The 23,279-nt window shown below is 66.4% G+C and carries 25 protein-coding genes; 6 read left to right on the forward strand and 19 right to left on the reverse strand.

The window, feature by feature from the left end; genetic code table 11:
- Positions 1-41: 41 nt before the first annotated feature.
- The 4 genes from V6N07_RS04605 to V6N07_RS04620 all read right to left on the reverse strand — a co-directional run bounded on the left by V6N07_RS04605 (position 42) and on the right by V6N07_RS04620 (position 3,188).
- On the reverse strand, positions 42-380 hold the full coding sequence (locus V6N07_RS04605; RefSeq protein WP_371154398.1) for a hypothetical protein: 339 nt from the start codon (positions 378-380) through the stop codon (positions 42-44).
- Positions 381-715: 335 nt separating this feature from the next.
- Entirely contained in the window at positions 716-1,477 is a 762-nt protein-coding gene (locus V6N07_RS04610) for a LamB/YcsF family protein (RefSeq protein ID WP_371154400.1), read from the reverse strand.
- On the reverse strand, positions 1,474-2,460 hold the full coding sequence (locus V6N07_RS04615) for a biotin-dependent carboxyltransferase family protein (protein WP_371154401.1): 987 nt from the start codon (positions 2,458-2,460) through the stop codon (positions 1,474-1,476). The genes V6N07_RS04610 and V6N07_RS04615 overlap by 4 nt, the downstream gene beginning before the upstream one ends.
- Complete coding sequence (locus tag V6N07_RS04620; protein ID WP_371154402.1) at positions 2,457-3,188, reverse strand: allophanate hydrolase subunit 1; 732 nt, start codon at positions 3,186-3,188, stop codon at positions 2,457-2,459. The genes V6N07_RS04615 and V6N07_RS04620 overlap by 4 nt, the downstream gene beginning before the upstream one ends.
- 92 nt (positions 3,189-3,280) lie before the next feature.
- Here V6N07_RS04620 and V6N07_RS04625 point away from each other — a divergent pair, with 92 nt between their 5' ends.
- Both V6N07_RS04625 and V6N07_RS04630 read left to right on the forward strand, forming a co-directional pair.
- Positions 3,281-3,769, forward strand: a complete 489-nt coding sequence (locus V6N07_RS04625; RefSeq protein ID WP_371154404.1) for a DUF2478 domain-containing protein — start codon at positions 3,281-3,283, stop codon at positions 3,767-3,769.
- Between the two features lie 281 nt (positions 3,770-4,050).
- Positions 4,051-4,767 carry a hypothetical protein gene (locus tag V6N07_RS04630; RefSeq protein WP_371154406.1) on the forward strand — a complete coding sequence of 239 codons (717 nt, stop codon included), beginning with the start codon at positions 4,051-4,053 and terminating at the stop codon, positions 4,765-4,767.
- Positions 4,768-4,774: 7 nt separating this feature from the next.
- On the opposite strand, the gene V6N07_RS04635 is transcribed toward V6N07_RS04630, so the two are convergent.
- From V6N07_RS04635 to V6N07_RS04650, 4 genes are read right to left on the reverse strand one after another with little or no spacing between them, the layout of a single operon-like run.
- Positions 4,775-6,016 carry a flagellar motor protein MotB gene (locus V6N07_RS04635; protein WP_371154407.1) on the reverse strand — a complete coding sequence of 414 codons (1,242 nt, stop codon included), beginning with the start codon at positions 6,014-6,016 and terminating at the stop codon, positions 4,775-4,777.
- On the reverse strand, positions 6,013-7,023 hold the full coding sequence (locus V6N07_RS04640) for a hypothetical protein (protein WP_371154408.1): 1,011 nt from the start codon (positions 7,021-7,023) through the stop codon (positions 6,013-6,015). Before V6N07_RS04640 ends, V6N07_RS04635 begins: the two co-directional genes overlap by 4 nt.
- 1 nt (position 7,024) lies before the next feature.
- On the reverse strand, positions 7,025-7,774 hold the full coding sequence (locus V6N07_RS04645) for a hypothetical protein (RefSeq protein ID WP_371154409.1): 750 nt from the start codon (positions 7,772-7,774) through the stop codon (positions 7,025-7,027).
- Between the two features lie 55 nt (positions 7,775-7,829).
- Positions 7,830-9,242 (reverse strand): hypothetical protein, encoded by a 1,413-nt coding sequence (locus V6N07_RS04650; protein ID WP_371154410.1) that lies wholly within the window; start codon positions 9,240-9,242, stop codon positions 7,830-7,832.
- A gap of 137 nt (positions 9,243-9,379) precedes the next feature.
- On the opposite strand from V6N07_RS04650, the gene V6N07_RS04655 reads away from it, so the two are divergent.
- Positions 9,380-10,063: a TVP38/TMEM64 family protein gene (locus V6N07_RS04655; RefSeq protein ID WP_371154411.1), complete on the forward strand. Its 684-nt coding sequence runs from the start codon at positions 9,380-9,382 to the stop codon at positions 10,061-10,063.
- An 18-nt stretch (positions 10,064-10,081) separates the two neighbouring features.
- Here V6N07_RS04655 and V6N07_RS04660 read toward each other — a convergent pair whose 3' ends face one another.
- From V6N07_RS04660 to V6N07_RS04695, 8 genes are all read right to left on the reverse strand, one after another.
- Entirely contained in the window at positions 10,082-10,207 is a 126-nt protein-coding gene (locus V6N07_RS04660; RefSeq protein WP_371154412.1) for a hypothetical protein, read from the reverse strand.
- Between the two features lie 62 nt (positions 10,208-10,269).
- Positions 10,270-10,908 carry an SMC-Scp complex subunit ScpB gene (scpB, locus tag V6N07_RS04665; RefSeq protein WP_371154413.1) on the reverse strand — a complete coding sequence of 213 codons (639 nt, stop codon included), beginning with the start codon at positions 10,906-10,908 and terminating at the stop codon, positions 10,270-10,272.
- Positions 10,905-11,711, reverse strand: a complete 807-nt coding sequence (locus V6N07_RS04670) for a ScpA family protein (protein ID WP_371154414.1) — start codon at positions 11,709-11,711, stop codon at positions 10,905-10,907. Before V6N07_RS04670 ends, scpB begins: the two co-directional genes overlap by 4 nt.
- Positions 11,712-11,795: 84 nt before the next feature.
- A complete protein-coding gene (locus V6N07_RS04675; protein WP_371154415.1) occupies positions 11,796-12,779 on the reverse strand; it encodes a glycoside hydrolase family 3 N-terminal domain-containing protein in 984 nt (327 codons plus the stop codon).
- 4 nt (positions 12,780-12,783) lie between these two features.
- On the reverse strand, positions 12,784-13,830 hold the full coding sequence (locus V6N07_RS04680) for an SPOR domain-containing protein (RefSeq protein ID WP_371154416.1): 1,047 nt from the start codon (positions 13,828-13,830) through the stop codon (positions 12,784-12,786).
- A 128-nt stretch (positions 13,831-13,958) separates the two neighbouring features.
- The gene (gene argS, locus V6N07_RS04685) at positions 13,959-15,701 is read right to left on the reverse strand and encodes an arginine--tRNA ligase (protein WP_371154418.1); all 1,743 of its coding nucleotides are present in this window, start codon (positions 15,699-15,701) and stop codon (positions 13,959-13,961) included.
- A gap of 234 nt (positions 15,702-15,935) precedes the next feature.
- Positions 15,936-16,397: a hypothetical protein gene (locus V6N07_RS04690; protein WP_371154419.1), complete on the reverse strand. Its 462-nt coding sequence runs from the start codon at positions 16,395-16,397 to the stop codon at positions 15,936-15,938.
- Between the two features lie 91 nt (positions 16,398-16,488).
- On the reverse strand, positions 16,489-17,685 hold the full coding sequence (locus V6N07_RS04695; RefSeq protein WP_371154420.1) for a deoxyguanosinetriphosphate triphosphohydrolase: 1,197 nt from the start codon (positions 17,683-17,685) through the stop codon (positions 16,489-16,491).
- A gap of 87 nt (positions 17,686-17,772) precedes the next feature.
- Here V6N07_RS04695 and V6N07_RS04700 point away from each other — a divergent pair, with 87 nt between their 5' ends.
- Entirely contained in the window at positions 17,773-18,096 is a 324-nt protein-coding gene (locus V6N07_RS04700; protein ID WP_371155385.1) for a HesB/IscA family protein, read from the forward strand.
- On the opposite strand, the gene V6N07_RS04705 is transcribed toward V6N07_RS04700, so the two are convergent.
- Both V6N07_RS04705 and V6N07_RS04710 read right to left on the reverse strand, forming a co-directional pair.
- Entirely contained in the window at positions 18,080-19,465 is a 1,386-nt protein-coding gene (locus V6N07_RS04705; protein WP_371154421.1) for an MATE family efflux transporter, read from the reverse strand. The two genes, V6N07_RS04700 and V6N07_RS04705, sit on opposite strands and share 17 nt — an antisense overlap.
- Before the next feature lie 53 nt (positions 19,466-19,518).
- A complete protein-coding gene (locus V6N07_RS04710; protein WP_371154422.1) occupies positions 19,519-20,094 on the reverse strand; it encodes a TetR/AcrR family transcriptional regulator in 576 nt (191 codons plus the stop codon).
- A 95-nt stretch (positions 20,095-20,189) separates the two neighbouring features.
- Here V6N07_RS04710 and V6N07_RS04715 point away from each other — a divergent pair, with 95 nt between their 5' ends.
- Complete coding sequence (locus tag V6N07_RS04715; RefSeq protein ID WP_371154423.1) at positions 20,190-20,747, forward strand: carboxymuconolactone decarboxylase family protein; 558 nt, start codon at positions 20,190-20,192, stop codon at positions 20,745-20,747.
- An 88-nt stretch (positions 20,748-20,835) separates the two neighbouring features.
- Here the strand turns inward: V6N07_RS04715 and ndk are convergent, their stop codons facing one another.
- On the reverse strand, positions 20,836-21,258 hold the full coding sequence (gene ndk / locus V6N07_RS04720; RefSeq protein ID WP_371154424.1) for a nucleoside-diphosphate kinase: 423 nt from the start codon (positions 21,256-21,258) through the stop codon (positions 20,836-20,838).
- A 134-nt stretch (positions 21,259-21,392) separates the two neighbouring features.
- On the opposite strand from ndk, the gene V6N07_RS04725 reads away from it, so the two are divergent.
- The gene (locus V6N07_RS04725) at positions 21,393-23,240 is read left to right on the forward strand and encodes an ABC-F family ATP-binding cassette domain-containing protein (protein WP_371154425.1); all 1,848 of its coding nucleotides are present in this window, start codon (positions 21,393-21,395) and stop codon (positions 23,238-23,240) included.
- Positions 23,241-23,279: the final 39 nt, after the last annotated feature.

Below are 23,279 nucleotides of genomic sequence, written 5' to 3' on the forward strand. Positions count from 1 at the left end.
GCGGGGGGGGGGAGGATCCCGATGCCGGTCCGGTCAGGTGATCACTCGTCGTCCTGGCTCTCGGCGTCGATGCGGGCGAAGATGTCGGCGCCGTAGGCCGCGTTCGCATCCACGACGGTCGCGCCGTTCAGGCCGCGCTTTTCGTTGTTCGAGTCGTAGTCGGCGTTGAAGTGCGTGAAGGCCTCGCCCACCGCACCGCTGCGGGTGGAGACGGTGACGCCGTCGAATTCGGCCGCGCCGATGGCGACCTGCTCGTTGTTGGAATCGATGTCCTGATTGAAGTGCGCGGCGGCTGCTGCGGCACCGGCGCCAACCTGGGCGGATGCGGCACCGGTCAGGGCGGCGGAGGCGATCAGGGCGGAGATGAGGAGCGTTTTCATGTGTCTTGTCCTTTGTGTGCGGCGCCGCGCGGTCTGGCGGCTGGCCTTGTGGGTTCGATGCGGCGGGGCGGTGTGCCCTGCTGATGGATATGAGATGTCACTTCGGGCCCTGCGCTTCAATGAACGAAACCGTGATAAGTTAGGGATAAACGCGCGAATATGCACACCACACCCGCTGCCCCGCACCGCGCTCACATCCCCGCGACGCTGCCTCACGCGGGCGTGAAAAGGGGCGGGAAACTGCAATGGAAAAGAATGCGAAGGCGCCGAATCGGCACCGATCTTGAATTCAGCCGATCGGAAAAGCCGGCCCGATTTCGGAAAATCCTGACGGATCAGCGCCCCGACATGGGCGACAGGTCTATGCCTTCGGCCAACAGGGCCGCCCGAACGGCCCGCGCGATGGCAACCGCTTCGGGACCATCGCCGTGCAGACAGATGGAATCGCAGGCCGCAGGCAGGATTGCCCCCGAATTGGCGATGATCGCACCGCCGCGGACGAACCGGACCATGCGTTCCGCCGCGATTTCTGGGTCGTGGATCATCGCCCCCGGCTGCCCCCGCGTCACCAGTGTCGCGTCATCGTTGTAGCCACGATCCGCGAAGATCTCCCCGGCCCAGGACGCGCCGAGATCTCGGGCGACGGCCTCCTGCGCGGTGCCGGCAAGCACCAGCAGGATGACCTGCGGATCGACGCGCAAGGCCGCCTCATAGGCGGTGCGGGCCAGATCGGCATCCTCGGACGCCATGTTGGCCAGTGCGCCATGCAACTTGAAGTGCCTGACCTCGGCTCCGACCGACGCCGCCACGCCCCGCGCGGCCCCGAATTGCCATGCAACGAGGTTCGCAAGACTATCGCCAGCGATGGCCATGCGACGACGTCCAAACCCCTGAAGGTCCGGAAAACCGGGGTGTGCGCCGATCCCCACGCCGCGATCGCGCGCAATTTTCATGGTGCGGGCCATGACGTCCCAATCGCCGGCATGGGCCCCGCAAGCGACATTGGCCGAGGTGACGACATCCAGAAGGGCCGCATCATCGCCCATGGTCCAATCGCCGAAGCCCTCGCCCATATCGGCGTTCAGATCGACTTTCATGGCATGTCCTCCGGGCTTTGCGCCGAGACGACGCCGCTGATCAATTGCATCGACAACAGGTTCGGCACATCTGCCGGATCCCGCACGAGCGGCACCGCAACGGGACGGGCGGGCATGAGGCCCCGCGCCTCCTCGACGGTGACGAACCTGAACCGGAAGGTGGCCCCCGGCGGCGCCTGAAGCGCGCGGGGCAGATCAACCGCGATGACGGACCCGATCCGGGGGTAACCGCCGGTCGTCTGACATTCCGGCCCAAGGATGTAGGGTACGCCGTCGCCCGTCATCTGCACGTCCCCGGGCAGGATGAAATCGGACAACAGGGTCAACTGCCCCTGCGTGGCGAACCCCGCCCCGTCGGACGCAAGACGGACGCCCTGTCGGTTGCCGCGCGGATCACGCACGAAGGCCGTGTCACAGAACCGGGCGCGTTCCTCGTCGGAAAAAAGCCGGGTCTGCGGGGTCGGGACAAGGCGCAGTTCGCCGCCGTCGAACCGGGTAGGCGCCGTGTCCAGACGCCGGGCCGCGCCACCGCCACCGGCCTTGCATGGCAGGGTGTCGCCCTGCTGCAGCGCATCGCCGATGCCCGCAATGCGATGGGCGGCGCGACTTCCCAGAACCTCTTCGGTCGATAGCCCCCCATCCACGTGCAGATAGGAATAGCTGCCCTGCCCCGTCGGACGCAGGTCCAGCACCGTCTGGGCAGGCAAGGGATGAGCGGCATGCCAGACGAGGGGACGGCCATCGGCTTCGGCCCGCATGGGCGCCCCGGTCAGGGCGATGGTCGTCGGCACATGCAGTTTCAGACGCAGGGGCGCACCCGGTATCTCCAACCCCGCACCCGCGCCCGGCCCCAGCAGGGCGACCGCCTCGGCCAAGGCAAGGCGATCCGCCGCGCCGCCTTGCGCAAGCCCCTGGGACAGCCAGCCGGGGCGCCCATGGTCCTGAACCGTGATCAGTGGACCGCAAGACAGGATTTCGATCATTCCAGCACCGTCCAGCTTGCGCCCCCGTGCCTTTCGGAATCACGCGATGCGCCATCGCGCAACGCCTCGCCCGAAACGGCCGGAAATTGCACCTCGTCCCCCGGCGACAGGGCGATCGGACGTGGCCGGGCCTGTTCGAAACAGCCGAAAAGAGTGCGCCCCACCTGTCGCCAGCCTGTCGGCGCCTCGGTCCCGAACAGAACGAACTGCCGCACAGCCACAACAAGCGCGCCCTCGGGCACCTTGGGCGTCAGGGCCGTCTGACGCGGCAGGTCCCAGACCTCCGGCAGGATACCGAGATAGGGCATGCCCGGCGCGAACCCCAGTGACAGAACGCGGACGCGGGCGGTGGACAGGGCCTCGGTCGCCTGTTCGGCGGTCATACCCACCATCTCGGCCGTTTCCGCCAACTGGGGCCCGTCCGCGCCACCATAGCTGCAGGGAATGGACCACAGCCGTCGCGGCGGCGGCGGGACCGTGGCCCAGTCCCGCGCGTCGAGCAGGCGGCGCAGCGCATCCTGCACGCGCCCCGCATCGCCAGCGGCCACACGCACGAGGACGGACCCCAGCGAGGAGGCGGTTTCCAACGCACCCTCGGGCGGCGATGCCTGCAACGCGGCCCGGAATGACACACAGGCGCGGTTCGCGGCATCGTCGAGACGGTCCGAGAACCGCACGAGCAGCGCATCCGCGCCAAGGGGTTCTATCCTTGGAAAACTGTCAGCCATGCGATCTGCCTGACGACAGGGGCGCGACGGGTCAAGGCTTGCCTCGCGCGGTGGCCCGTGAAATCGGTTCCGCCATGCAATTAGCCTATACAATGACCGCCGGACGTGGCGCCCTCGATCCCCTGCTGCACGAAGTGGCGGAAAGGGTGCTGACGCGGGGTCTGCGGGTGGCCGGTATCGTGCAGATCAATACCGATCGTCCCGGATGCGCGCGCTGTGACATGAATGCGCTTGTCCTGCCGTCCGGCCCCACGATCCGCATTAGCCAATCCTTGGGGCCCGAGGCTCGGGGATGCCGTCTGGATGCGGATGGCCTCGAAACGGCCGTCGCGGCGACGCAGGCGCAGCTGTCACAGGGGGCCGATCTTCTGATCATCAACAAGTTCGGCAAGCAGGAGGCGGCTGGCCGCGGCTTTCGCCCGCTTATCGCGGACGCCTTGGCGCAGGGCGTAGGCGTGCTGGTCGGTGTGAACCCGCTGAACCTGTCGGCCCTGATGGATTTCGCCGACGGTCTGGCCGAGGAGGTTCCGCCCACAACGGACGCCCTGATCGGCTGGATCGACGCAAGCGTCCAGGCCTGAATGGGCGGATCCGGCAACATGGGCTGCGAACCATCCGGACGGTTCTCAAGTCGCTCATATTGTCGTCACGAGCGCATCATCGACACTCAAGACCAGCACAGGACAGGACAGGACAGGACAGGACAGGACAGGACAGGACAGGACAGGCCGTCTGCGTGCCGCCTGAACCGGGTTGAAGCATGAAAATGCAATATTGCGGCTTTGCAGTGTTCCGGTAACGTTTTGTTAGGATCCGTCTCGGATGGTCTGACCGATCAGTCAAATCTTCCGAGGATTGTTTCTTGTTGCCAATCGAAGGACATCAGCAGGAGGATATGTTGTCCCTGCAACTGCGGCGGTCCGGAACGGACATGCCGGTAGAGGTTCTGGCGGCCGAAATCACGCGCCCCGGCTTTCGCCACCGCCTGACGTTCGAGTGTGACAATTCCCTTGCCGAAGCATTGCAGCCCGAACTTGCGGAATTCATCGAGGTGGTCCTTGCCGACACCATCGAGGCGGGCCCTACCGTCGTCGATCAGCCGAAGGCCACCGTCTGCATGCCCGGCCTGACGCTGGGACGCCTGCGCATGATCGTCGGCGCGCCGATCGGTGACAAGCGTCTGGTCACCGTGCGTTTCCGCTACTTCATTGGCGGCATCCAGAATGCCTTCGCGGCGCGCACCTATTTCGATCGTCCCGCCCTAGCCCACCGGGAGGAGATCGGGATGCGCGCGTTGGAGGATATCGCCGTCCCCCTTCTGAACATGGCTATGACGGCGCGCAGCTGGTCGGATGCCGTGCCGCAAGGAATGTTTCACGACGGCATGGCAAATGCGCTCGGCGCCATCGAGGCGCATGCCGTCGAGCTGGAATTCTACGCCGGTCTTCTGCGGCGCTACATTCACGAATGCGGACCCGGGCGGATGGCGGCCTTGGGTCAGTTCGACGATCCCGTCCTGCGGATGATGCAGATGGCAGAACCGCCCGTCCCCGCCCTGCGCCGGACTGCCGACAGTTGAAACCGCGTTACCGGGTCGCGGCCTCGACCAGATCCGGCGCGCGTGTGTCGATGGCAAAGACCACGCGACGCGAAGCGATCGTATCCTCGTCGCCGGCGGCGGTCAGGATCGGGCGGGACGACGAATACCCCACCGCCGTCATGCGCGTTCGCGCCCAATCGGCCACATCGTCGTCACCGGCATGGAAAAGGCAGCGTTTGAACACCGCCGCGGCGCGCGCCTGACTGAGGTCGAGGTTGCGGTCGAACGCGGCGCGGGGCGGCAGGGATATCCATTCGGACGAGGCGTGCCCTTCGATCCGGACCGCAGACAGGTCATCGCGCCGGGCGTGAAGCTGTTCGATCCACGGGCGGCATAGCTGCCCGAGGGCCGTGTCGAAGGTATCCGTCAATTCCGCCGATCCCGCCTCGAACAGCAGCGTGTCGCTGAACACGATGGACCCGTCGGGCCGCACCTCTCCGCCCAACCCGGCCACCAAGGGGCCGACCTGCGCCTGCAACGACCCCGCGATCTGCGCGCGGCTCTGCGCCGCCTCCAGACGCGCACGGGCCACGTCGTCCATCCGGTCCGACAGGCGCGCGACCTCCTCCGGGGACAGGCCCGTGGCGCGATAGGCGGCCAGCAGTTCGGCAATCTCGGCCGCCGTCTGCGGGTCGCTTCCCTCGGCGAGGATGTCCTGAAACTCGGCCAGTTTCGCAAGGTCGAGGCGCAGCGCCTCCAACCCGCCATCACGCAGCAGCTCTGCGATTTCCGGGAAATCCTCCAGCCGTGCCATATCCGACAGGACTGCGCGGCTTTCGGGGTCCAACGTCACCGCGGCCTGCGCAAGGTCGCGCAGCATCGCCTCGTCCAGCAGGCGCACGCGGTCCAGAACGTCCTGCGGCGTCAGCCCGCCACGCAGGGCTGGCAGCAGATCCAAGGCCATCGCCGCCTCGGATGGCGATGCCCCCATGTCGGCCAGCTGTCGAAACGCCTCCAGCTTGGCAAGGTCATTGCCCAGCATCGTCAACTGGTCGCGGTTGGTCAGGGCGGCGGCCTTCTGGTCTTCGGTGAAGGCGTCGGCAAAGCTCTCGGCGGCTTCCGCGCGGGTTTGCAGGGCCTTGATCCGTTCGCGCGCGGTCGCCATCCAGACCCCCAAAAGCAACAGCAGCACGAAAGCGATCAGCATGAACGCCTCGGCAACGGTCAGGCCCATCACCGTCCCGCGCCGATAGCCGCGCCCCCGATCCATCGCCTCCCGATGCCTCATGCGTCGTCCACCTTCGACCGGGGCGCATCATTCGCCGCCTGCGCGAGGGTCAGCGCGGCCTCGATCTCGGCCCGTATGTCGGCTCGGTGGTCGCGCAACTCGCGCAGGGCGGCCTGTCCGATGCCCGCGGTCGACGCGCCGAGCGCGGCAGAGGATCTGTTCGCCGCTGCCTCGAACCGCGCGATCACCTTTTCAAGGCGGTCTTCGGCGGCGCGTGCGGCGCGCGCGCTTGCGTCGTCGAGGCGGGCCTCGAAGGCGGCCGCACGGTCCGCCGCCTCGCGTCCGTGGCGGTCGGACAGGCCGGCCAGGCGCCCCGACGCCTGCGCGACCGTGCGCTCCGCCTGCGTGGCCAGCCCGTCGTTCATCGTGGCGGCCCGGTCGGCAAAGCGGGTCATCGCCGCCTCGAAACTCGCCATCATCCGGTCCGTGGCATCCTTGCTGCGCGCGGCATCCTGTTCGGCCAATTCGCGATGATGCTGCGCGAGGGTCTGCCGGATCTCCACCCCGAGAAAGCGCGTGCCCCGGATCACTTCGGCGAGTTCGCTTCGGAACGCGGTCATCCCCTCGGCCAGCGCCATCTGCGCCTCGCGCTCGCGCGCGACGATGTCGACGCGGAACTGCATCAGGAACACGCGCACCGCGACGCCAACCACCGTCGAGGTCAGCGCCACGCCGAAGCCGGAGATGACGGTCGCGATAAAGGCCGCCTCCGCCGTCGGATCGCCCAGTTCCCACAAGGTATAGGCCAGCGAACACAGCGTCAGGACGAACCCGAGGTAATAAGCATTGTCGCCGATCTGTTCCGGCTCCAACCGGGCGGACCGCAGGCCCCATGTCAGGCCCGCATAGGCCAGGATGACACCACCGGCGAACACGGCAGGCACCCATTGCGGCACCTCCGACAGCTTCAGCAGGACGACGCCGATGGCCCCGGCCCCGAAGGCAAGCGCAAGCAGCCATCGGTCCAGGCCGAAGCTGTCCAACGTGCGTTGCGGCGCGAGGGCCATGTCAAAGATCCCCTAGTGTCGTCGTCGTCACGGCAGATGCCCCCTGTGCATCAAGGTAGCGGCGCCAGAAATCGTCGACCACGGCCTGCGGTGCGGCCGGTCGGGGCAGCCGCAGGATGCGCACGCGCGTATCCGTCAGCGACCGCGCCAACCGGTCGGCCGCGCCGCTGTTGCGAAAACTGGCCCAGTCATCGCCCCGGTAAAAGCTGAAGACGTCGGAATGCTGAACCAGATCGGTCACGAGGACCACTTCGCGCGGGGCATCCCCGGTTCCGAAGTCGGGAATGCGGGTCAGAAACTCCTGCAAAGCTTCGAGGATGGGCGAAGCCTGCGCCTCGGGGATGGCCAGCAGACCGTCCAGCGCCGCGCGCACGGGTGTGACGAAGCTGACCTCATATCGTTCGGCAACCAGCCGCGGATTGCCGATCAGCGCCGAGGCATCGCTTGGCGGTTTGCAGAGCGATGTGAAACTGCCAGCGCGGATGTCGCCATCGGGCGAGACGGTGGCAAAGCTGATCCGTGTGAAATCCGGCGCGCCATCGATCATGTCGGTGATGCGGTTGCGCGCGGCGCGCAATTGCGTGGACGACACCGGATCTGTCGTGTCCAGCAGGATGGCCAGATGCCCCGTCGGCCCGTCTGCGGGGCACAGGCTCGTGCTGTCGATCGGGGCCTTGCCCGCTTCGGCAAACAGGAACCACCCGATCACGCCGAGGGCGGACAGGGCCGCAACGATCAGGCCGATACCCATGGCGGTCGCCCCGGCCCCGCCCCCCCGGCGCCTGTTGCGTCTGCGACGGGCCACGTCAGGCGGCCTCGGCCACGACGCGCGGGCGCGCGGCGGTGTCGCCTGCCTTGATTTCCCGCACGGTCGGATAGGCGTCGAGGGCATGTTCCCGCGCCCCGAGCAGGGTGGCGACCCCGTCCCGCACGACGCTGTCGATCCGCTCGATCTCCTGCACGGCCACATCGCGATCCGCCTCGGGCGGATCGGGCATATGGTAGGCGGGGAAAGCGAAGGCACCGTTGAAATAGGCCGGACCGGCATCGTCGCGCGCGCGCAGGTTTGCATCGCGGTACAGACGGATCAGACGGTTCGCCGCCTCGTCGCAGGTTTCGAGAAAGGCCGTCAGCGTCCGCGTCAGGGTGCCGCGTTGATGCACCGCATCGACGGCCGCCTTCAGTTCCGTGCGACGTGCCTGCGCCTCCTGTTCCAACTTGTCGCGGGCCTCTGCAAAGGCGTCCTCTAGGGCATCCTGCGCATCCCCGTAGGCTTCGGCATAGTCGTCGATGGCGTCTTCCCATTCGTCGTAGATGGCGTTGTAGCCCGGCATCGGGTCCAGCCGGCTGAAACCCTTGCTGAAGGCCGCAAGACTGACCAGCAGGCCGAAACCGACGACCAGCCATGATTCGAGACCCCGAATGGCCAAGGGCGCGGCCAGCAGGTCATCGACCGAGGCGATCATTGCCGCATCCCATGCCAAGGTCGCCAGAGCATCGCGAAAATGCGCCACGGCAAGGTTCAGGGTCGCGGCAAAGCCGAGGAACATCAAAAGGCAGGACAGGCCCCAGATCTTCCACAACAGGCCACTGCGGTTCAGAAAGCGCGTGTTGCTGCCGGCGGCATAGCTGAACGCGATGTTGATGACGGCGATGATGCAGGCAAGACCGACACCCCCCAGATAGCCAAGCTCGCTGCCGGCGGCGAAGAACAGGCCGTTGGCCACAACTTCGAGCAGGCCCACGACGAGGATCAGGCCGAAGGCCAGAAACCCGTTCTGGGCCGGGCGGGGCGGCCCCTCCAACCCATGACGGGTCTGAAAGGCGCGCAACTTGCGCTCCAGGCCGCCGACGCGGGCGCGCGCATTCTCGAGGTGGTTCTCTTCGTCGAGGGTGAGGTTGCGGATCGAATTGCGTGCCTCGCCAACCATCAGTTCGACACGTTCCCGTGCGCTGCCGGCCTCGCGGATGCGGGCGGCATAGGCCTGCTGTTCCATCTCGAACTGGCTCAGCGCGCGACGTCGCAGGGCGCGCACCGCGTCCGCCGCCTCCAGTTCGGGGGACGACAGGGTGGATGCGCTGATCGGGGGGACGCCCGCGCGCGCATCGGTCGTGGCGCGCGCCTCCAACCTCAGGTCGGAGGCCAGCTTGTCGACCATGATCTCGGGAAAGGTCTGCAGGTCCGGGTCGAACCGGTTGGACTTGGACTTTCCGAACATCGAATCCCTCGGTCGTCTGGCCGCGCCGCCCGCGGCCCATCGGTGCCAAGGTGGGCGCTTTGGCCACAGATTACAAATGCCCAGAGGCGCATATCCGCACTTGCAGGCGAACCAGACCGTCGCATAGGTCGAACGCGATGACCGACGGCACACAACTCACCTGGCAGATCTGGATATGGCCCATCGCCCTTGTGGGTCTGGCATTGGGCGCATGGCTCCTGCCGTGGGACGATTGGGTGCCGCTGCTGCGTGACTGGGTTGCCGGACACGGGGCGACCGGGTGGCTGGTTTTCGTGCTGGTCTACATCGTGGTCGTGATGCTCCCGCTGCCTGCTGCCGCGATGTCCGTCGTCGGGGGTCTTGCGTTCGGATGGTGGGGCTATCCCCTTTCGATGGCCGGTAGCATGCTGGGCTCGATCCTGCCGTATCTGATCGGGCGGCGATGGCTGCGCGGCCCGCTTCTGCGCCGCTTCAACGGCCCGCGGGTGGCCGCCGCCGACAGGGCCATCGCGCAGAACGCCGTCCTGTTCGTATCCCTGTTGCGCCTGACACCGATCCTGCCGTTCACGGTGCAGAACTGGTTGCTGGGCCTGACTGACATCCGCTTTTGGCCCTATGTCTGGGCAACGCTTGCGGGGCTGGCCCCCGGCACCCTGGCCATGGTCTGGATCGGAGAGGTCGGCGGCCTTGCCTCGACCAGGGCGCAGGGCGGGCAACTCTATATCGCGGGCGCGGGTCTTCTGGCCTTTGGAATCCTCGTGATCTGGATGGGGCGCGTCGCAACCCGCGAGTTGCGCCGTGCCGGGTTCGATCAGTCCTGACCTGATGCGGAGCGGCGCCTAGCGGCCCAGCCTGCGCGCGATCCGGGCGGCCTTTTGCGCGGTGCGGGCATTCCGCGCGGTCTTGGAGCCGAAGATCCGCGACGCAAGACGCCACAACATCCGGTTCATCAAAAATCTGATCATCTGCCCCTCCTTCCGGTTGCCTGATGTTCCTGAATGATAAACGAGGCAAAATCGCGATTGGTTCATTCTTCGGGCGGGCTGGGCGTGAAAAGGTCTTCCTGTTCGGCATCGTCGCTGTCCGCGGGGGCGGCCGGACCGGGCGTGCTTTCCAAAAGGCCGGCCGCGCGCAATTCCTTCAGGCCCGGCAGGTCGCGCGCACTCTCCAACCCGAAATGGTCGAGGAACGCGCGTGTCACGACAAAGGTCACCGGTCGGCCCGGCGTCATCTTGCGTTTGCCCAGCTTGATCCAGCCAAGCTCCATCAGGTGTTCGACGGTGCCCTTGGATACCGAAACGCCGCGGATCTCCTCGATCTCGGCGCGGGTGACAGGTTCATGGTAGGCGACGATCGCCAAGGTCTCGATCGCCGCGCGTGACAGCTTGCGCGTCTCGACCGTCTCGCGCGTCATCAGGTAGGACAGGTCCGATGCCGTCCGAAAGGCCCAGGCATCCCCCGACCGCACAAGACGGACACCGCGCCCGTCGTACCGACTGGCCAGTTGCCTCAGAGCGGTGGGCGCATCGCAGCCGTGGGGCAGACGGGCATGAAGCTCTGCAACCGTCATCGGCGTGGCCGACGCGAAGAGGATCGCCTCGACCATACGCTCCTGCTCGCCCGGCGGGGGGGCTTCGAACAGGCTCGGATCCCTGCTTTCGTTCATCCGGCGGGCCGTGCGCGGATGCGGATCGGGCCGAAGGTATCATCCTGCCGGATGTCCAGCCGCCCCCCCTTGGCCAGTTCCAGCGTCGCGGCAAAGGTCGACGCCGTCGCCGATCGCCGCCGTGCCGGATCGCCCTGCCAGCCATCCGGCAAAAAGGCGAGGATATCAGTCCATTCCAGCGTCGTACCCATCAGCGGCCGCATGCGTTCCAAGGCCTCCTCCATGGTGAACACCCCGACCCGATCCATCACGAACGGGCGGAAATCGTCGCGCGTCCGCAGACGGGCGTAGGCCTGCATCAGATCGAGCAGGCTGGCGGTCCAGGTCACCTTGCGGGCGCGGGTCTGTTCTTCGGGCTGACCGCGCGCAAAGACATCACGTCCCAGTTGATCGCGCGCCATCAGACGCGCGGCCGCCTTGCGCATGGCCTCCAGCCGCTCCAGCTGAAAGGCCAGATGCGCGGCCAGATCCTCGGCGCTGACCTCCTCCTCGGGGTCCGGCGGAAGCAGAAGGCGCGATTTCAGAAAGGCCAGCCATGCCGCCATCACGAGGTAGTCGGCGGCCAGTTCGATCCGCAGGGCGCGGGCCCGGTCGATGAAGTCGAGGTATTGGCGCGCAAGGTTCAGGACGGAAATGCGCCGCAGATCTACCTTCTGCGTCCGTGCCAACGTCAGCAACAGGTCGAGCGGTCCTTCGAACCCGTCGACATCGACGATCAGAGCCTCGGCCGCCAGGCGTTCCTCGACCGATTGGCCGGTGCTAGCATCCCGCGCGGGGCCTTCGGGAAAATCGTCGTCGCTCACTCTGGGTCCTTCGCGCCTGTCCGCAGGGGGGCAAGGGTCCGTGGGGGGCGGGGTAATGTCAACTGCGCCCACGCTGGAGGCGTTTCAGCCGATCAACGAGGCCAGTTCTGCACGCGCCGCGTCCAGATCGAGTTCAACCGGCGGACGGCGGTCCTGCAAGGCGCGGTCGGCGCGGCGCATCCCCTCATCCGTCAGGGCGGGACAGGTGGCGGCGACGACCTCCATGTCCGGCATCTGCCCATTGCAGTGCAGAACGACATCGCAGCCAGCTTCAAGGCTTTGACGGCACTTGCTGGCCATGTCCCCCGGCAGGGCACCCATCGAGATGTCGTCCGTCATCAACAGACCGGCAAACCCGATGTCCTGTCGCACCAGACGCAGGATCGCGGGCGAGATCGTGCCCGGTGCCTCGTCGATATCGGCATAGACCACATGCGCCGTCATGCCGAGCGGCAGATCCGCCAATTGCCGGAACACTTCGAAATCACTGGCGGACAGCTCCGCCTGCGGGGCCGTCACACGGGGCAGCGACAGGTGGCTGTCGGCGGTGGCGCGACCGTGACCGGGAATATGCTTGATCACCGGCAGGACACCGCCCTGAAGGCAACCGTCGGCATTGGCCCGCGCACGCGCGACGACCTGTTCGACCGTGGTGCCGTAAAGACGGTTCAGCAGAAACGGATGCGTTGCCTCGCCCGCGATATCGGCGGTGGGGGTGCAGTTCACGTCGATGCCGACATCGCGCAATTCCCGCGCGATCAGCGTCGCACGCAGGAACATCGTCCGCTCCGGGTCGCGCGCCCGCTGCATCTGTGTCAGGGGTGGCAGCCAGTCGGACCAGAAGGGCGGGCCGAGGCGCTGCACGCGCCCCCCTTCCTGATCGACAAGGATGACCGCGTCGCGCCCGACCGCGTCGCGCAGGTCGGACGTCAGGCGGCGCAACCGATCGGGCGTGTCGATGTTGCGGGCAAACAAGATGAAGCCCCAGGGGTCGGCATCGCGAAAGAACGCCGCTTCGCGTGCAGACAGGTCGGGGCCTTCGCACCCGAGGATGAAGGCCCCTGCCATCGTCTTAGCGGACGGTGACGGGAATGCAGGCCGCGTCCTTGGCCAGCAGGGCCGAGCAGAAGCGGCGTGCCTCGGACCCGTCCTCGAAGCCGACGACCCGCAGGCGCCAGAAGTCGCGACCGCCGGAGCGGGCCTTTTGCACCAGACGCTGCTTGCCGGACATGTAGTCACCGAACCGGCCCTGCATCCGCTCCCACTCGGACCGGGCGGCGCCTTCGCTGTCATAGGCGCCCAGCTGGACGACGCGGGTGCCGGGCAAGACCGTCGCCGGGTCGACGTCGATGCCCGTGCTGACGGCGCTGACCTGCGCGCTTGGCGCGGCAACGGGGGCTTCGGTCGGGGCACGGGATACGGTTGCGATCTGCGTTGCCGCCACCGGGGCGCGGCGCAAACCGTCGGGGCGCGAAGATGGGCGCGCCGACCGGGCCAGGCCGGGGCCGGTAAACACCGGCGTGGTCGCGGCAACGGCGGCCGGGGCTTCCTGCATTGGGTCGGGGGTCGGCAGGGGCGTGTTTGCAGGCGCGCTGCTGCCGACGACTTCGTCGAGCGGCTCCAACCCGCTGGCCAGTTGATCCGCCAAGCTGGCCATATCCAGCGGCTCCGGCGTGGCGATGGCGCTGTCCTCGGGCGCGGGGGTGGTCACGGCCTGACGGACCGGATCGACCGCCGGCAGGCCTGCTGCGGCCCGACGTTCGGCCAAGGGCGGTGCCGACAGGTCGAGTGGCGCAGGCGCCAGCACGATCTCATCCGGGGCCGGCGCGGCCGCACCGCCAGAGGTTATGTCCGACAATGCCATGCCCTGAAACGGGGCCTGCGCCCCACCGGGGTCGGCGGGGGCAACCCGCATCGGCCCTTCGAGTGCCGCGATGACAGGGATGTTGGACATGTCACGGAATGTCAGGTCCACGGCCCAGAACGACAGCCCCGCCGCAAGACCAAGGGACGTGCCCGCCCCGATCCAGTTCGCAAGTCCGAAGCCGCGCAACGCCTCCGCCAGTCGCGACGACCGCTCCGCACCATAATCCGCACCATAGTAATCGAGATCCGCCATATGCCTGCCCTCCATCCCGGTGCGGGCGACGCCCCGGGACTGCTGCCTACTGCCCTGATCCGCCGGGGTTATTCCCCGATCGCATCGCTCTCACTCCGGCTGCACCCGACCCGTCTGACGCGGATCGTTCAGCGCATTTCCTGTGCCGGCTCGACGCCCAAGATACCCAAACCCGACGCGATTACAACGGAAACGGCACGCGCCAGCGCGATCTTCGCCCGGGATGTGGCTTCGTTGTCCTGCAGGAAGCGGAGCGACACCTCATCGTTGCCCCGGTTCCACAGTCCGTGGAACCCCTGTGCCAGTTCATACAGGTAGAACGCGATCCGGTGCGGCTCGTGCCCCTTCGCCGCGATCTCGACCAGCCGCGGCCATTCGGCCAGCTTGGCAGCAAGGGCCTGTTCGGCCGCATGATCCAACTGCGTCAGATCCGCCGAGGACAGGGCCGCATCAGAGGCATCGATTCCCTGTTCGGCCGCCTTGCGCAGGACCGACATGACGCGCGCGTGGGCGTATTGGACGTAATAGACCGGGTTGTCCTTCGATTGCTCCAGCGCCTTGGAAACGTCGAAATCGAGCGGCGCATCGTTCTTGCGGGTCAGCATGATGAACCGCGTCACGTCCGCGCCCACCAGATCGACCAGATCGGCCAGCGTGACGAAGGTGCCCGCCCGCTTGGACATCTTCAGCTCTTCACCATCGCGCAGCAACTTGACCAGTTGCGTCAGCTTGATGTCCAGCGGCACCGCGCCGTCGGTCAGGGCCGCGACAGCCGCCTTCATCCGCTTGACGTAGCCGCCGTGATCGGCCCCGAACACGTCGATCAAGGCGCTGAACCCGCGGGTCGTCTTGTCGTAGTGATAGGCGATGTCCGGCGCGAAATACGTCCAGCCGCCGTCCGATTTCTTGATCGGCCGATCGACGTCGTCGCCATAGGCGGTAGATTTGAACAGCGTCTGCTCGCGCGGTTCCCAATCTTCGGGCAGCTTGCCCTTCGGCGGCTCAAGCACACCGCGATAGATCAGGCCGGCTGCGTCCAGCTTGCCGATGGCGGCCTCGATCTGACCCGTGCCATACAGCGCCTTTTCGGAACTGAAGACATCCATCTTGATATTCAAAAGCGCGAGGTCGGCACGGATCAGGTCCATCATCGCATCGGTCGCATAGGTGCGCACCTGCGGCAGCCATGTCTCCTCCGGCTGGTCGATGTAGGCATTGCCGACCTTGGCCTTCAGCGCCTCGCCGACCTCGATCAGGTAATCGCCGGGATAGGTGCCCTCGGGCCAGTCGACGGTCAGGTCATGCGCCTCGAGGTAGCGGTTGTAGACCGACCGGGCCAGCACATCGACCTGTGCGCCGCCGTCGTTGATGTAGTATTCCCGCGTCACGTCGTAGCCCGCATAGGCCAGCAACGCGGCCAGCGCATCGCCGAACACCGCACCCCGCGTGTGCCCGACATGCAGCGGTCCGGTCGGGTTCGCGGACACGTATTCGACGTTGATCGACGCCCCCTGCCCCATGTCGGATGCGCCGAACCCTTTGCCCTGCTCCAGCACCGCGCCGACCACGCCTTGCCAGACCGAAGGGGCCAGCCGGATGTTGAGGAAACCGGGGCCCGCGACTTCGGCCGAGGCGATGCGCGGATCGTCGGTCAGTTTCGGCACGAGGGCCTCGGCGATGTCGCGTGGCTTCATCCGTGCGGGTTTGGCCAGCACCATCGCCGCATTCGTCGCCATGTCACCGTGTGCGGCATCGCGCGGAGGTTCCACCGCGACGTTCGCGGTGTCGAGGCCTTCGGGGATCACCCCTTCGGCGGCAAGGGCGGTCAGGGCATCGAGGGTCAGGGCGCGGATATCGGCGAACAGGTTCATCAGGGGTGTCCGTGGCTGGGGTTGGTCCCCCTCTAGCGCCGTGACTGCGCGGGTTCAACGTGTCGCGCGGTCAGCATGCCGTCATGTCGGCACCGCCATCGCAGCAATCGCCCCGAGCGTGTTGTAAATCGTTCTGCACGGGCGAACCGCACGATCCCGAAACACGGAAGGGAGTCCCGGCCGCGCAACCGTTGGCCCCGTCGCGGACCGAGGCACCTTACCGAACCCGGGCGGTCATCCCTTATGCTCCATCACGAAGGTGATCTGCAGCAGGCACCCCTCGGCATCAATCATGCCGCCCTCTTCCTCCATCATCTTCTGGACGTCCATGTCGACGCGGTTGCCGATCTCGGTCTCGGACAGAACCTGCATCGTGCCGATCACGGCTTCCTTGCCCGGCCCTGACAGGCTGGCCACCCATGTCGTGTCGTCTGTCTGCACCCATTCGACCGGTTGCCCGTCCGGGTTCAGGCCGCTGGCAAGGTTCGGATCGAAGGTGTCGGGCCAATCGACCTCGAAAACATTTCGGTGGCCGATGTTGGCGGCCATGGCGTCTGCCATGGGTCGAAACATCGGGGGACATTCCTCGGCCATGCCGGCCTCGACCGACCGCACGGTCCATGTTCCATCCAGCGGGACGATATCGGCCGCGGCGGATGTGGCGCAAAGGATCAGGGGCAGAACAAGACGGGTCATCGAAATCTCCGAAGGCTGAAAAATGGCTGCTCCCACCCTGCGCCACGCATGGCATCTGCGGCAAGTCAGGGTTTCCCGCCGCCCTGCGGGCCTAGCCGTCGGTGCCCGACGCCTTCGCCATCGCGATAAGGCGGTCGTGTTCCTGCAGGGCGAAACGATCCGTCATGCCTGCGATATAATCGCAGACGATCCGCGCCAGTTCGGTTTCATCCTGCGCATCCTCGACGTCCTTGCGCCACTGCTTCGGAAGGTCGGCCGTATGGGACATGAAATGGGGGAACAGGTCATCGACCACCTGTGTCACCTGTTCGCGCATCCGCACGACGGTTGGCGCGCGGTACATGCGTTCGAACAGGAAGCGGCGGATGACCTTCAGATCGGACCAGAGCGCGGGCGTGAACTGCACCATCATCCGGCCTGCGGTGCGGATGTCCTGGGCCGATTGCGGCTGAACCTCCGCGAGGTTGGCTTCGGTCACGCGGATGACGTCTTCGACCAGAACCCCGAAGAACCGGCGCAACGCCTCATGCCGCCGACGATAATAGTTGAGACCGGGATAGATGCGATCCACCTCGGCAAAGCAGTCGTGCAGGATCGGCAGGTCCGCCAATTCGTCCGTCGAGAAAAGCTCGGCCCGCAAGCCGTCGTGCAGGTCGTGATTGTTGTAGGCGATATCATCGGACAGGGCCGCGACCTGGGCCTCGGCGCTGGCATGCGTGTGCAGTTCCAAGTCGTGCAGCGCGTCGTATTCGGCCAGCGCATAGGGTATGGACGCGTCGCTGATACCGGCCCCCGGGGCCGGGGCGACCGGGCCATTGTGCTTGGCAATGCCTTCCAGCGTTTCCCACGTCAGGTTCAGGCCGTCCCATTCCGCATAGTGACGTTCGAGGCGGGTCACGATGCGGATTGCCTGCGCATTGTGGTCGAACCCCCCGTAGGGGGCCATCAGCCGTTGCAGGGCATCTTCGCCGGTGTGCCCGAAGGGCGGGTGCCCGAGGTCATGGGCCAACGCCACGCCCTCGGTCAGTTCCATGTTCAGGCCGAAATGCTTGGCCAAGGTGCGCGCCACCTGCCCGACCTCGATGGAATGGGTCAGGCGGGTCCGGAAATAATCGCCCTCGTGCTCGATGAAAACCTGCGTCTTGTGTTTCAGGCGGCGAAAGGCGCTGGCGTGGATGATCCGGTCGCGATCCCGCTGAAACGGAGAGCGAAAGGAACTCTCCTCCTCGGGATAAAGTCGGCCACGGCTGGCCTCGGGGTCGCTGGCAAAAGGGACGATGCGGGTCACGGGCAAGTGGCTCCCTTGGCAGGCGGTGTCAGCACCCATATATCGAAGGTCACCGCAATGCACAGCCCCGAGGCATACCGCATGGATCTGTCCCTTCCCCCCCGCGTCACCCCCCGCTGTTTCGAGCGTCTGGCCGAGATCGGAGCCGGCGACGCGGGCAAGGCCCTGCGCGTCGCGGTCGAGGGGGGCGGATGCTCCGGCTTTCAGTACCAGATCGATCTCGACACGCCCAAGGACGACGATCTGGTGCTGGAGGGAGACGGCCAGAAGGTCGTGATCGACGACGTGTCGCTACCATTCCTTGCCAATGCCGTGATCGACTTTACCGAGGAACTGGTCGGTTCCCGTTTCACGATCGAGAACCCCAATGCCTCCAGCAGCTGCGGCTGCGGCGTCAGCTTTTCGATGTGAGCGCGGCGTCGGGGGGCGTGTCCGGCATCGCCCGGACCATCCTCACGAAGCGCGCCGACAAGGCGACGGCCGCGATGGCCAGCCCGATGACAAGGCCCATCCAGATGCCCGTCGGCCCAAGGCCGAAGGTGAAGCCCAGAAGGTAGCTGGCCGGGACGCCGCAGGCCCAGTAGGCCAGCACCGCATAGACCATGGGGCGGCGCGTATCCTGCACCCCGCGCAGCACGCCCAGCGCCATGACCTGCCCCGCATCGACCAGCTGGAACGCCGCCGCGAGGATCAACAGATACGCACCCAGTGCCAGAATCTCGGGGGCCTGCGGATCGTCGGCACCAAGGAACAGCGACACGATCCACGTCCCCGCGCCGAGGTACAGGGCCGTGGCCAGCAGAACGGCCCCGAACGACAGGATCGCGGCCGCCAGGGCGGCCCGGCCAAGCCCCGCGCGGTCGCCGCGCCCCCAGGATTGGCCGACGCGCACGGTTGCCGCCGACGACAGCCCAAGGTGCACCATGAAGGTCAACGCCGCGATCTGAATGGCAATGCCATGCGCCGCCAACGGCACCGTGCCAAGCCACCCCATCATCAGGGCCGAAGCCGCGAACAGACCCGATTCGGACAGGTTCGTCAGGCCGATGGGCCAGCCCATCCGGAAGATCTCGCCGAACGTGGGCCAGTCCGCGCGCCAGATGTTCCTGAGCAGTTCGAACCGGGCCATGTCGGGCCCCCGTGTTGCATAGAGCGTCAGGACCAGCGTCGTCAGCAGATGCACGCCGACCGACGCGATGGCCGCACCACGCAACCCCAATTCCGGAAAACCGAGGTTTCCGAAGATCAGCAACCAGTTGACGCCCGCGTTCAAGACCACCGCCGCCAACGTCGCCCAGAGGACGATGCGCGTATGTTCCAACGCACTCAGGTGACTGCGCAGCGTCACGGTCAGCAGCGCGGGCAGCATCCCCAGCCCGGCGATCCGCAGATAGGTCTGCGCGTCGGCGGCGACTTGCGGGGCCTGACCCAGTGCCAGCAAGAACGGTTCGGACCAGATGAACAACGGCAGGCACACAAGCCCGAACAATGCCGACAGCCACAGGCCCATGCGGGCCACGCGGCGCGCGCGCGTTTCGTCCCCCCGCCCCACGGCCGCGGCCGACAGGGGCAGCACCGCATATGCAAAGCCGGAGCCGAGCACGTAGATCGAGAAGAACGCCGAGTGACTGATGGTCGCCGCAGCCAGTGCATCGACCGAGTATCGCCCCAGCATCAACGTATCCGTCAGCCCCACGAGGAGCTGTGCCACCTGCGATCCGACAAGGGGCAGGCCCAGCAACAAGGTACGGTTCAGGTCATAAATCAATCTGCGCGGCATGACGGGGCCCTACGCCCCGCCGCCGCCCCTGTCCACACATCGCGGGCCCGCGATCAGGCCGCCAGACGGTCGAGGTCGGCTGCCATCTCCTCGGCCAAGGCGCGGGCATCGACGCCGGGTCGTTCGGCCGAGGCGCGCAGACCGGTAATGTCGGCCTGATAACGGCGCGCAAGGCGGGCGGGGTTGTGATGCGGCGCAACCTCTCCGCTGGCCTGCGCGGCGGCAAACAAGGCCCGGAACCGCGCCTCCATCCCGTCCAGCAGGGCATTGGCCCGCTCCGACAGCGCGTCTTCCCTCCCTCCGACCTCCAGCAGGGTCTTGACCAACATGCAGGCCCGCGCGGGTCCACCGGGCGCCGCGAAGGACAACAGATGCCTGCGCAAGGCGGTCAACGGCGTCGTCTCCTCCGCCAATCGCTCCAGCGCCGCCGCGCCGTCGGCGGCATAGCGATCGAGGGCGAGCGCGAACAACGCATCCTTCGACCCGAAGGCCGCGTAGAAGCTGCCCGGTCGCATATCCAGTGCGGCTTCGAGATCCTTCATGGACGTGCCCGCCCAGCCGCGCGTCCAGAACAGGTCGCGGGCGCGGTCGATAAGGGCATCTCGGTCATAGGCGGGGGCGCGGGGCATGGGTGTCACGAGTTGTTGAACGATTGCTCAATTATATACTTGAACGATCATTCAAGCAAGTCTAACCGTGGCGCATCAACCGCAAAGGACACCCCATGACGGACTTCCCCTCCCACGATCTCGAAACCGCACCCGAAGCTTCCAAGCCGCTGCTGGAAAAATCGCTGAAGGCCTTTGGCCGCCTGCCCGGCCTGCACAAGGTCATGAGTGAGAGCCCCCAGATGCTCGAAGGCTACCAGGTGCTGCACAAGCTGTTCACCGAGACCGATTTCGACGCCGACGAACTCACCGTGGTCTGGCAGACGATCAACGTCGAACATGCCTGCCACTACTGCGTGCCCGCCCACACCGGCATCGCCAAGATGATGAAGGTGGATGACGCCATCTCGAACGCCCTGCGTGACGAGACGCCCCTGCCCTCGCCCAAGCTGGAGGCGCTGCGCACCTTCACGCTGGCCATGCTGCGCGACCGGGGCAACGTGTCCGAGGCCGACATGAACGCGTTCTTCGAGGCGGGCTACGATCATCGCGCCGTGCTGAACGTCATCCTCGCCCTGGCGCAGAAGGTGATGTCGAACTACACCAACCACGTCGCGCAGACGCCGGTCGACGCGCCGATGCAGCAGTTCGCATGGGAAAAGAAGTCGGCCTGATCCGACTTTCGCCCATCCGACGACCGGCCAACAAAAAGGGCGCCTCTCGGGGCGCCCTTTCTCGTGTCTGCGGGCTGTTGCCCCCGGCTTAGCCGACCAGTTCGAGACCGGAGAAGAAGAACGCGATCTCTTCCGCTGCGGTTTCCGGTGCATCCGACCCGTGGACGGAGTTCTCGCCGATCGACAGGGCGAATTCCTTGCGGATCGTGCCCTCGGCGGCTTCGGCAGGGTTGGTGGCGCCCATGACTTCGCGGTTCTTCGCGATGGCGTCTTCGCCTTCCAGAACCTGCACGACGATCGGCTCGGAGATCATGAATTCGCACAGCTCACCAAAGAACGGACGCTCGGAGTGAACGCCGTAGAAGGTCTGCGCCTGGGCCAGGGTCAGCTGGATGCGCTTGGAGGCGACGATGCGCAGGCCGGCATCCTCGAACTTCTTGGTGATGGCGCCGGTCAGGTTGCGCTTGGTGGCGTCGGGCTTGATGATCGAAAAGGTGCGTTGAACGGCCATGGTCGTCTCCTCGGGGGTTGGCCCTCGGGCCGTCAAAGGCCCGCGGGGTGTGATTTGCCGCGCCTCTAGCAGCGCCGGCGCCCAAAGGGAACCGCGCGTTGACACCGGCCCGCGCAACGGTCAATGCGTCGGCCATGCTACAGATCTCAGAGCTTTCGTATTCCGTCGCCGGTCGCCCCCTGTTGGTCGACGCCAGTGCGACCATCCCCGAGGGGCACAAGGTCGGCCTTGTGGGTCGCAACGGCACGGGCAAGACCACGCTGTTCCGCATCATCCGGGGCGAAATCCCGCTCGATTCGGGGGACATCACCCTGCCCGCGCGCGCGCGTATCGGCGGCGTCGCGCAGGAGGTGCCATCCTCCGAGACGTCGATCCTCGATACCGTGCTGGCCGCCGACACCGAACGCGCCGAATTGATGGCCGAGGCGGAGACCGCGACCGACCCTACCCGCATCGCCGAGGTGCAGGCCCGCCTGCAGGACATCGACGCATGGTCGGGCGAGGCACGGGCCTCGATGATCCTGCGCGGCCTCGGCTTCGAAGTAGAGGAACAATCGCGCCCCTGTTCCGCCTATTCGGGCGGCTGGCGGATGCGCGTGGCGTTGGCCGGTGTCCTGTTTGCACAGCCCGACCTGCTGCTGCTGGACGAACCGACCAACTATCTGGATCTGGAAGGCGCGCTGTGGCTGGAGGCCTATCTGGTCAAGTATCCCCACACGGTCATCATCATCTCGCACGATCGTGCGCTGCTCAATCGGTCGGTCGGCGGCATCCTGCACCTCGAGGACAAGGGCCTGACCTATTACACGGGCACCTACGACCAATTCGTGCGCGCCCGCGCCGAAAAGAGGGCGGGACAGGCCGCCCTTGCGCAGAAGCAGCAGGCGCAGCGCGCGCACCTGCAGGCCTTCGTCGATCGCTTCAAGGCCAAGGCATCCAAGGCGAAGCAGGCGCAGAGCCGTGTGAAGATGCTGGAAAAGATGGAAACGATCACCGCGCCCGAAGATGCGGCGCGGGTGGTCTTCACCTTTCCCAAGCCCACCCAGCTCAGCCCGCCGATCCTGCGGCTGGAGGCGGCCTCGACGGGCTATGGTGACAAGACCGTCCTGCAACGTCTGAACGTCCGCATCGACCAGGATGACCGCATCGCCCTGCTCGGGCGGAACGGCGAAGGCAAGTCGACCCTGTCCAAGCTGCTGTCGGACAAGCTGGAAACGATGGACGGCAAGCGCTTTGCCTCCGGCAAGCTGAAGATCGGCTATTTCGCCCAGCACCAGGTCGATGAGCTTCATGTCGACGAGACGCCGCTGGATCACATCCGCCGCGAACGCCCCGATGAGATGCCGCCGAAACTGCGTGCGCGTCTGGCCGGGTTCGGCCTCGGTGTCGATCAGGCCGATACGCTGGTGGGCAAGTTGTCCGGTGGGCAGAAGGCGCGGCTGTCGCTGCTGCTGGCGACGCTCGATGCGCCTCATCTGCTGATCCTCGACGAGCCGACGAACCACCTCGACATCGAGAGCCGCGAGGCGCTGGTGACGGCGCTGACGCAATACGACGGCGCCGTCGTTCTGGTCAGCCACGACATGCACCTTCTGTCTCTGGTGGCCGACCGGCTGTGGCTGGTCAAGGACGGGACCGTGGCGCCCTATGACGGCGATCTGGAAAGCTATCGCAAACTGTTGCTTCAGGGCGATGAAAAGCCCGCCAAGCCCGAAAAGCCCAAGGAGAAACCCGCCGTCAGCCGGGACAAGATCCTAGAGTTGCGCAGCGAGGTCCGCAAATCCGAGGCGCGCGTCAAGAAAATCGAGGAAATGCGCGACAAGCTGGCCAAGAAACTGGCGGACCCGGCCCTTTACGAAGACGGTCGCGCCGGTGAGCTTGCCACCTGGAACAAGAAATACGCCGAAGTCATGGAGGCCTCGGACCGCGCCGAGGCGCTGTGGCTGCAGGCGATGGAAACCCTGGAGAAGGCACAGGCCTGAGCCGGCCTGCGCCCGACGACAGCCAGCGCAAAGGGGGAT

This window comes from Jannaschia sp. 2305UL9-9 (assembly GCF_041403465.1).
GTDB lineage: Bacteria > Pseudomonadota > Alphaproteobacteria > Rhodobacterales > Rhodobacteraceae > Jannaschia.

Coding starts and splice junctions, on each gene's coding strand:
- V6N07_RS04605 (WP_371154398.1), bottom strand. CDS start 380: ATGAAAACGCTCCTCATCTCCGCCCTGATCGCCTCCGCCGCCCTGACC.
- V6N07_RS04610 (WP_371154400.1), bottom strand. CDS start 1,477: ATGAAAGTCGATCTGAACGCCGATATGGGCGAGGGCTTCGGCGATTGG.
- V6N07_RS04615 (WP_371154401.1), bottom strand. CDS start 2,460: ATGATCGAAATCCTGTCTTGCGGTCCACTGATCACGGTTCAGGACCAT.
- V6N07_RS04620 (WP_371154402.1), bottom strand. CDS start 3,188: ATGGCTGACAGTTTTCCAAGGATAGAACCCCTTGGCGCGGATGCGCTG.
- V6N07_RS04625 (WP_371154404.1), top strand. CDS start 3,281: ATGACCGCCGGACGTGGCGCCCTCGATCCCCTGCTGCACGAAGTGGCG.
- V6N07_RS04635 (WP_371154407.1), bottom strand. CDS start 6,016: ATGAGGCATCGGGAGGCGATGGATCGGGGGCGCGGCTATCGGCGCGGG.
- V6N07_RS04640 (WP_371154408.1), bottom strand. CDS start 7,023: ATGGCCCTCGCGCCGCAACGCACGTTGGACAGCTTCGGCCTGGACCGA.
- V6N07_RS04645 (WP_371154409.1), bottom strand. CDS start 7,774: ATGGGTATCGGCCTGATCGTTGCGGCCCTGTCCGCCCTCGGCGTGATC.
- V6N07_RS04650 (WP_371154410.1), bottom strand. CDS start 9,242: ATGTTCGGAAAGTCCAAGTCCAACCGGTTCGACCCGGACCTGCAGACC.
- V6N07_RS04655 (WP_371154411.1), top strand. CDS start 9,380: ATGACCGACGGCACACAACTCACCTGGCAGATCTGGATATGGCCCATC.
- V6N07_RS04660 (WP_371154412.1), bottom strand. CDS start 10,207: ATGATCAGATTTTTGATGAACCGGATGTTGTGGCGTCTTGCGTCGCGG.
- scpB (WP_371154413.1), bottom strand. CDS start 10,908: ATGAACGAAAGCAGGGATCCGAGCCTGTTCGAAGCCCCCCCGCCGGGC.
- V6N07_RS04675 (WP_371154415.1), bottom strand. CDS start 12,779: ATGGCAGGGGCCTTCATCCTCGGGTGCGAAGGCCCCGACCTGTCTGCA.
- V6N07_RS04680 (WP_371154416.1), bottom strand. CDS start 13,830: ATGGCGGATCTCGATTACTATGGTGCGGATTATGGTGCGGAGCGGTCG.
- argS (WP_371154418.1), bottom strand. CDS start 15,701: ATGAACCTGTTCGCCGATATCCGCGCCCTGACCCTCGATGCCCTGACC.
- V6N07_RS04690 (WP_371154419.1), bottom strand. CDS start 16,397: ATGACCCGTCTTGTTCTGCCCCTGATCCTTTGCGCCACATCCGCCGCG.
- V6N07_RS04705 (WP_371154421.1), bottom strand. CDS start 19,465: ATGCCGCGCAGATTGATTTATGACCTGAACCGTACCTTGTTGCTGGGC.
- V6N07_RS04710 (WP_371154422.1), bottom strand. CDS start 20,094: ATGCCCCGCGCCCCCGCCTATGACCGAGATGCCCTTATCGACCGCGCC.
- V6N07_RS04715 (WP_371154423.1), top strand. CDS start 20,190: ATGACGGACTTCCCCTCCCACGATCTCGAAACCGCACCCGAAGCTTCC.
- ndk (WP_371154424.1), bottom strand. CDS start 21,258: ATGGCCGTTCAACGCACCTTTTCGATCATCAAGCCCGACGCCACCAAG.
- V6N07_RS04725 (WP_371154425.1), top strand. CDS start 21,393: ATGCTACAGATCTCAGAGCTTTCGTATTCCGTCGCCGGTCGCCCCCTG.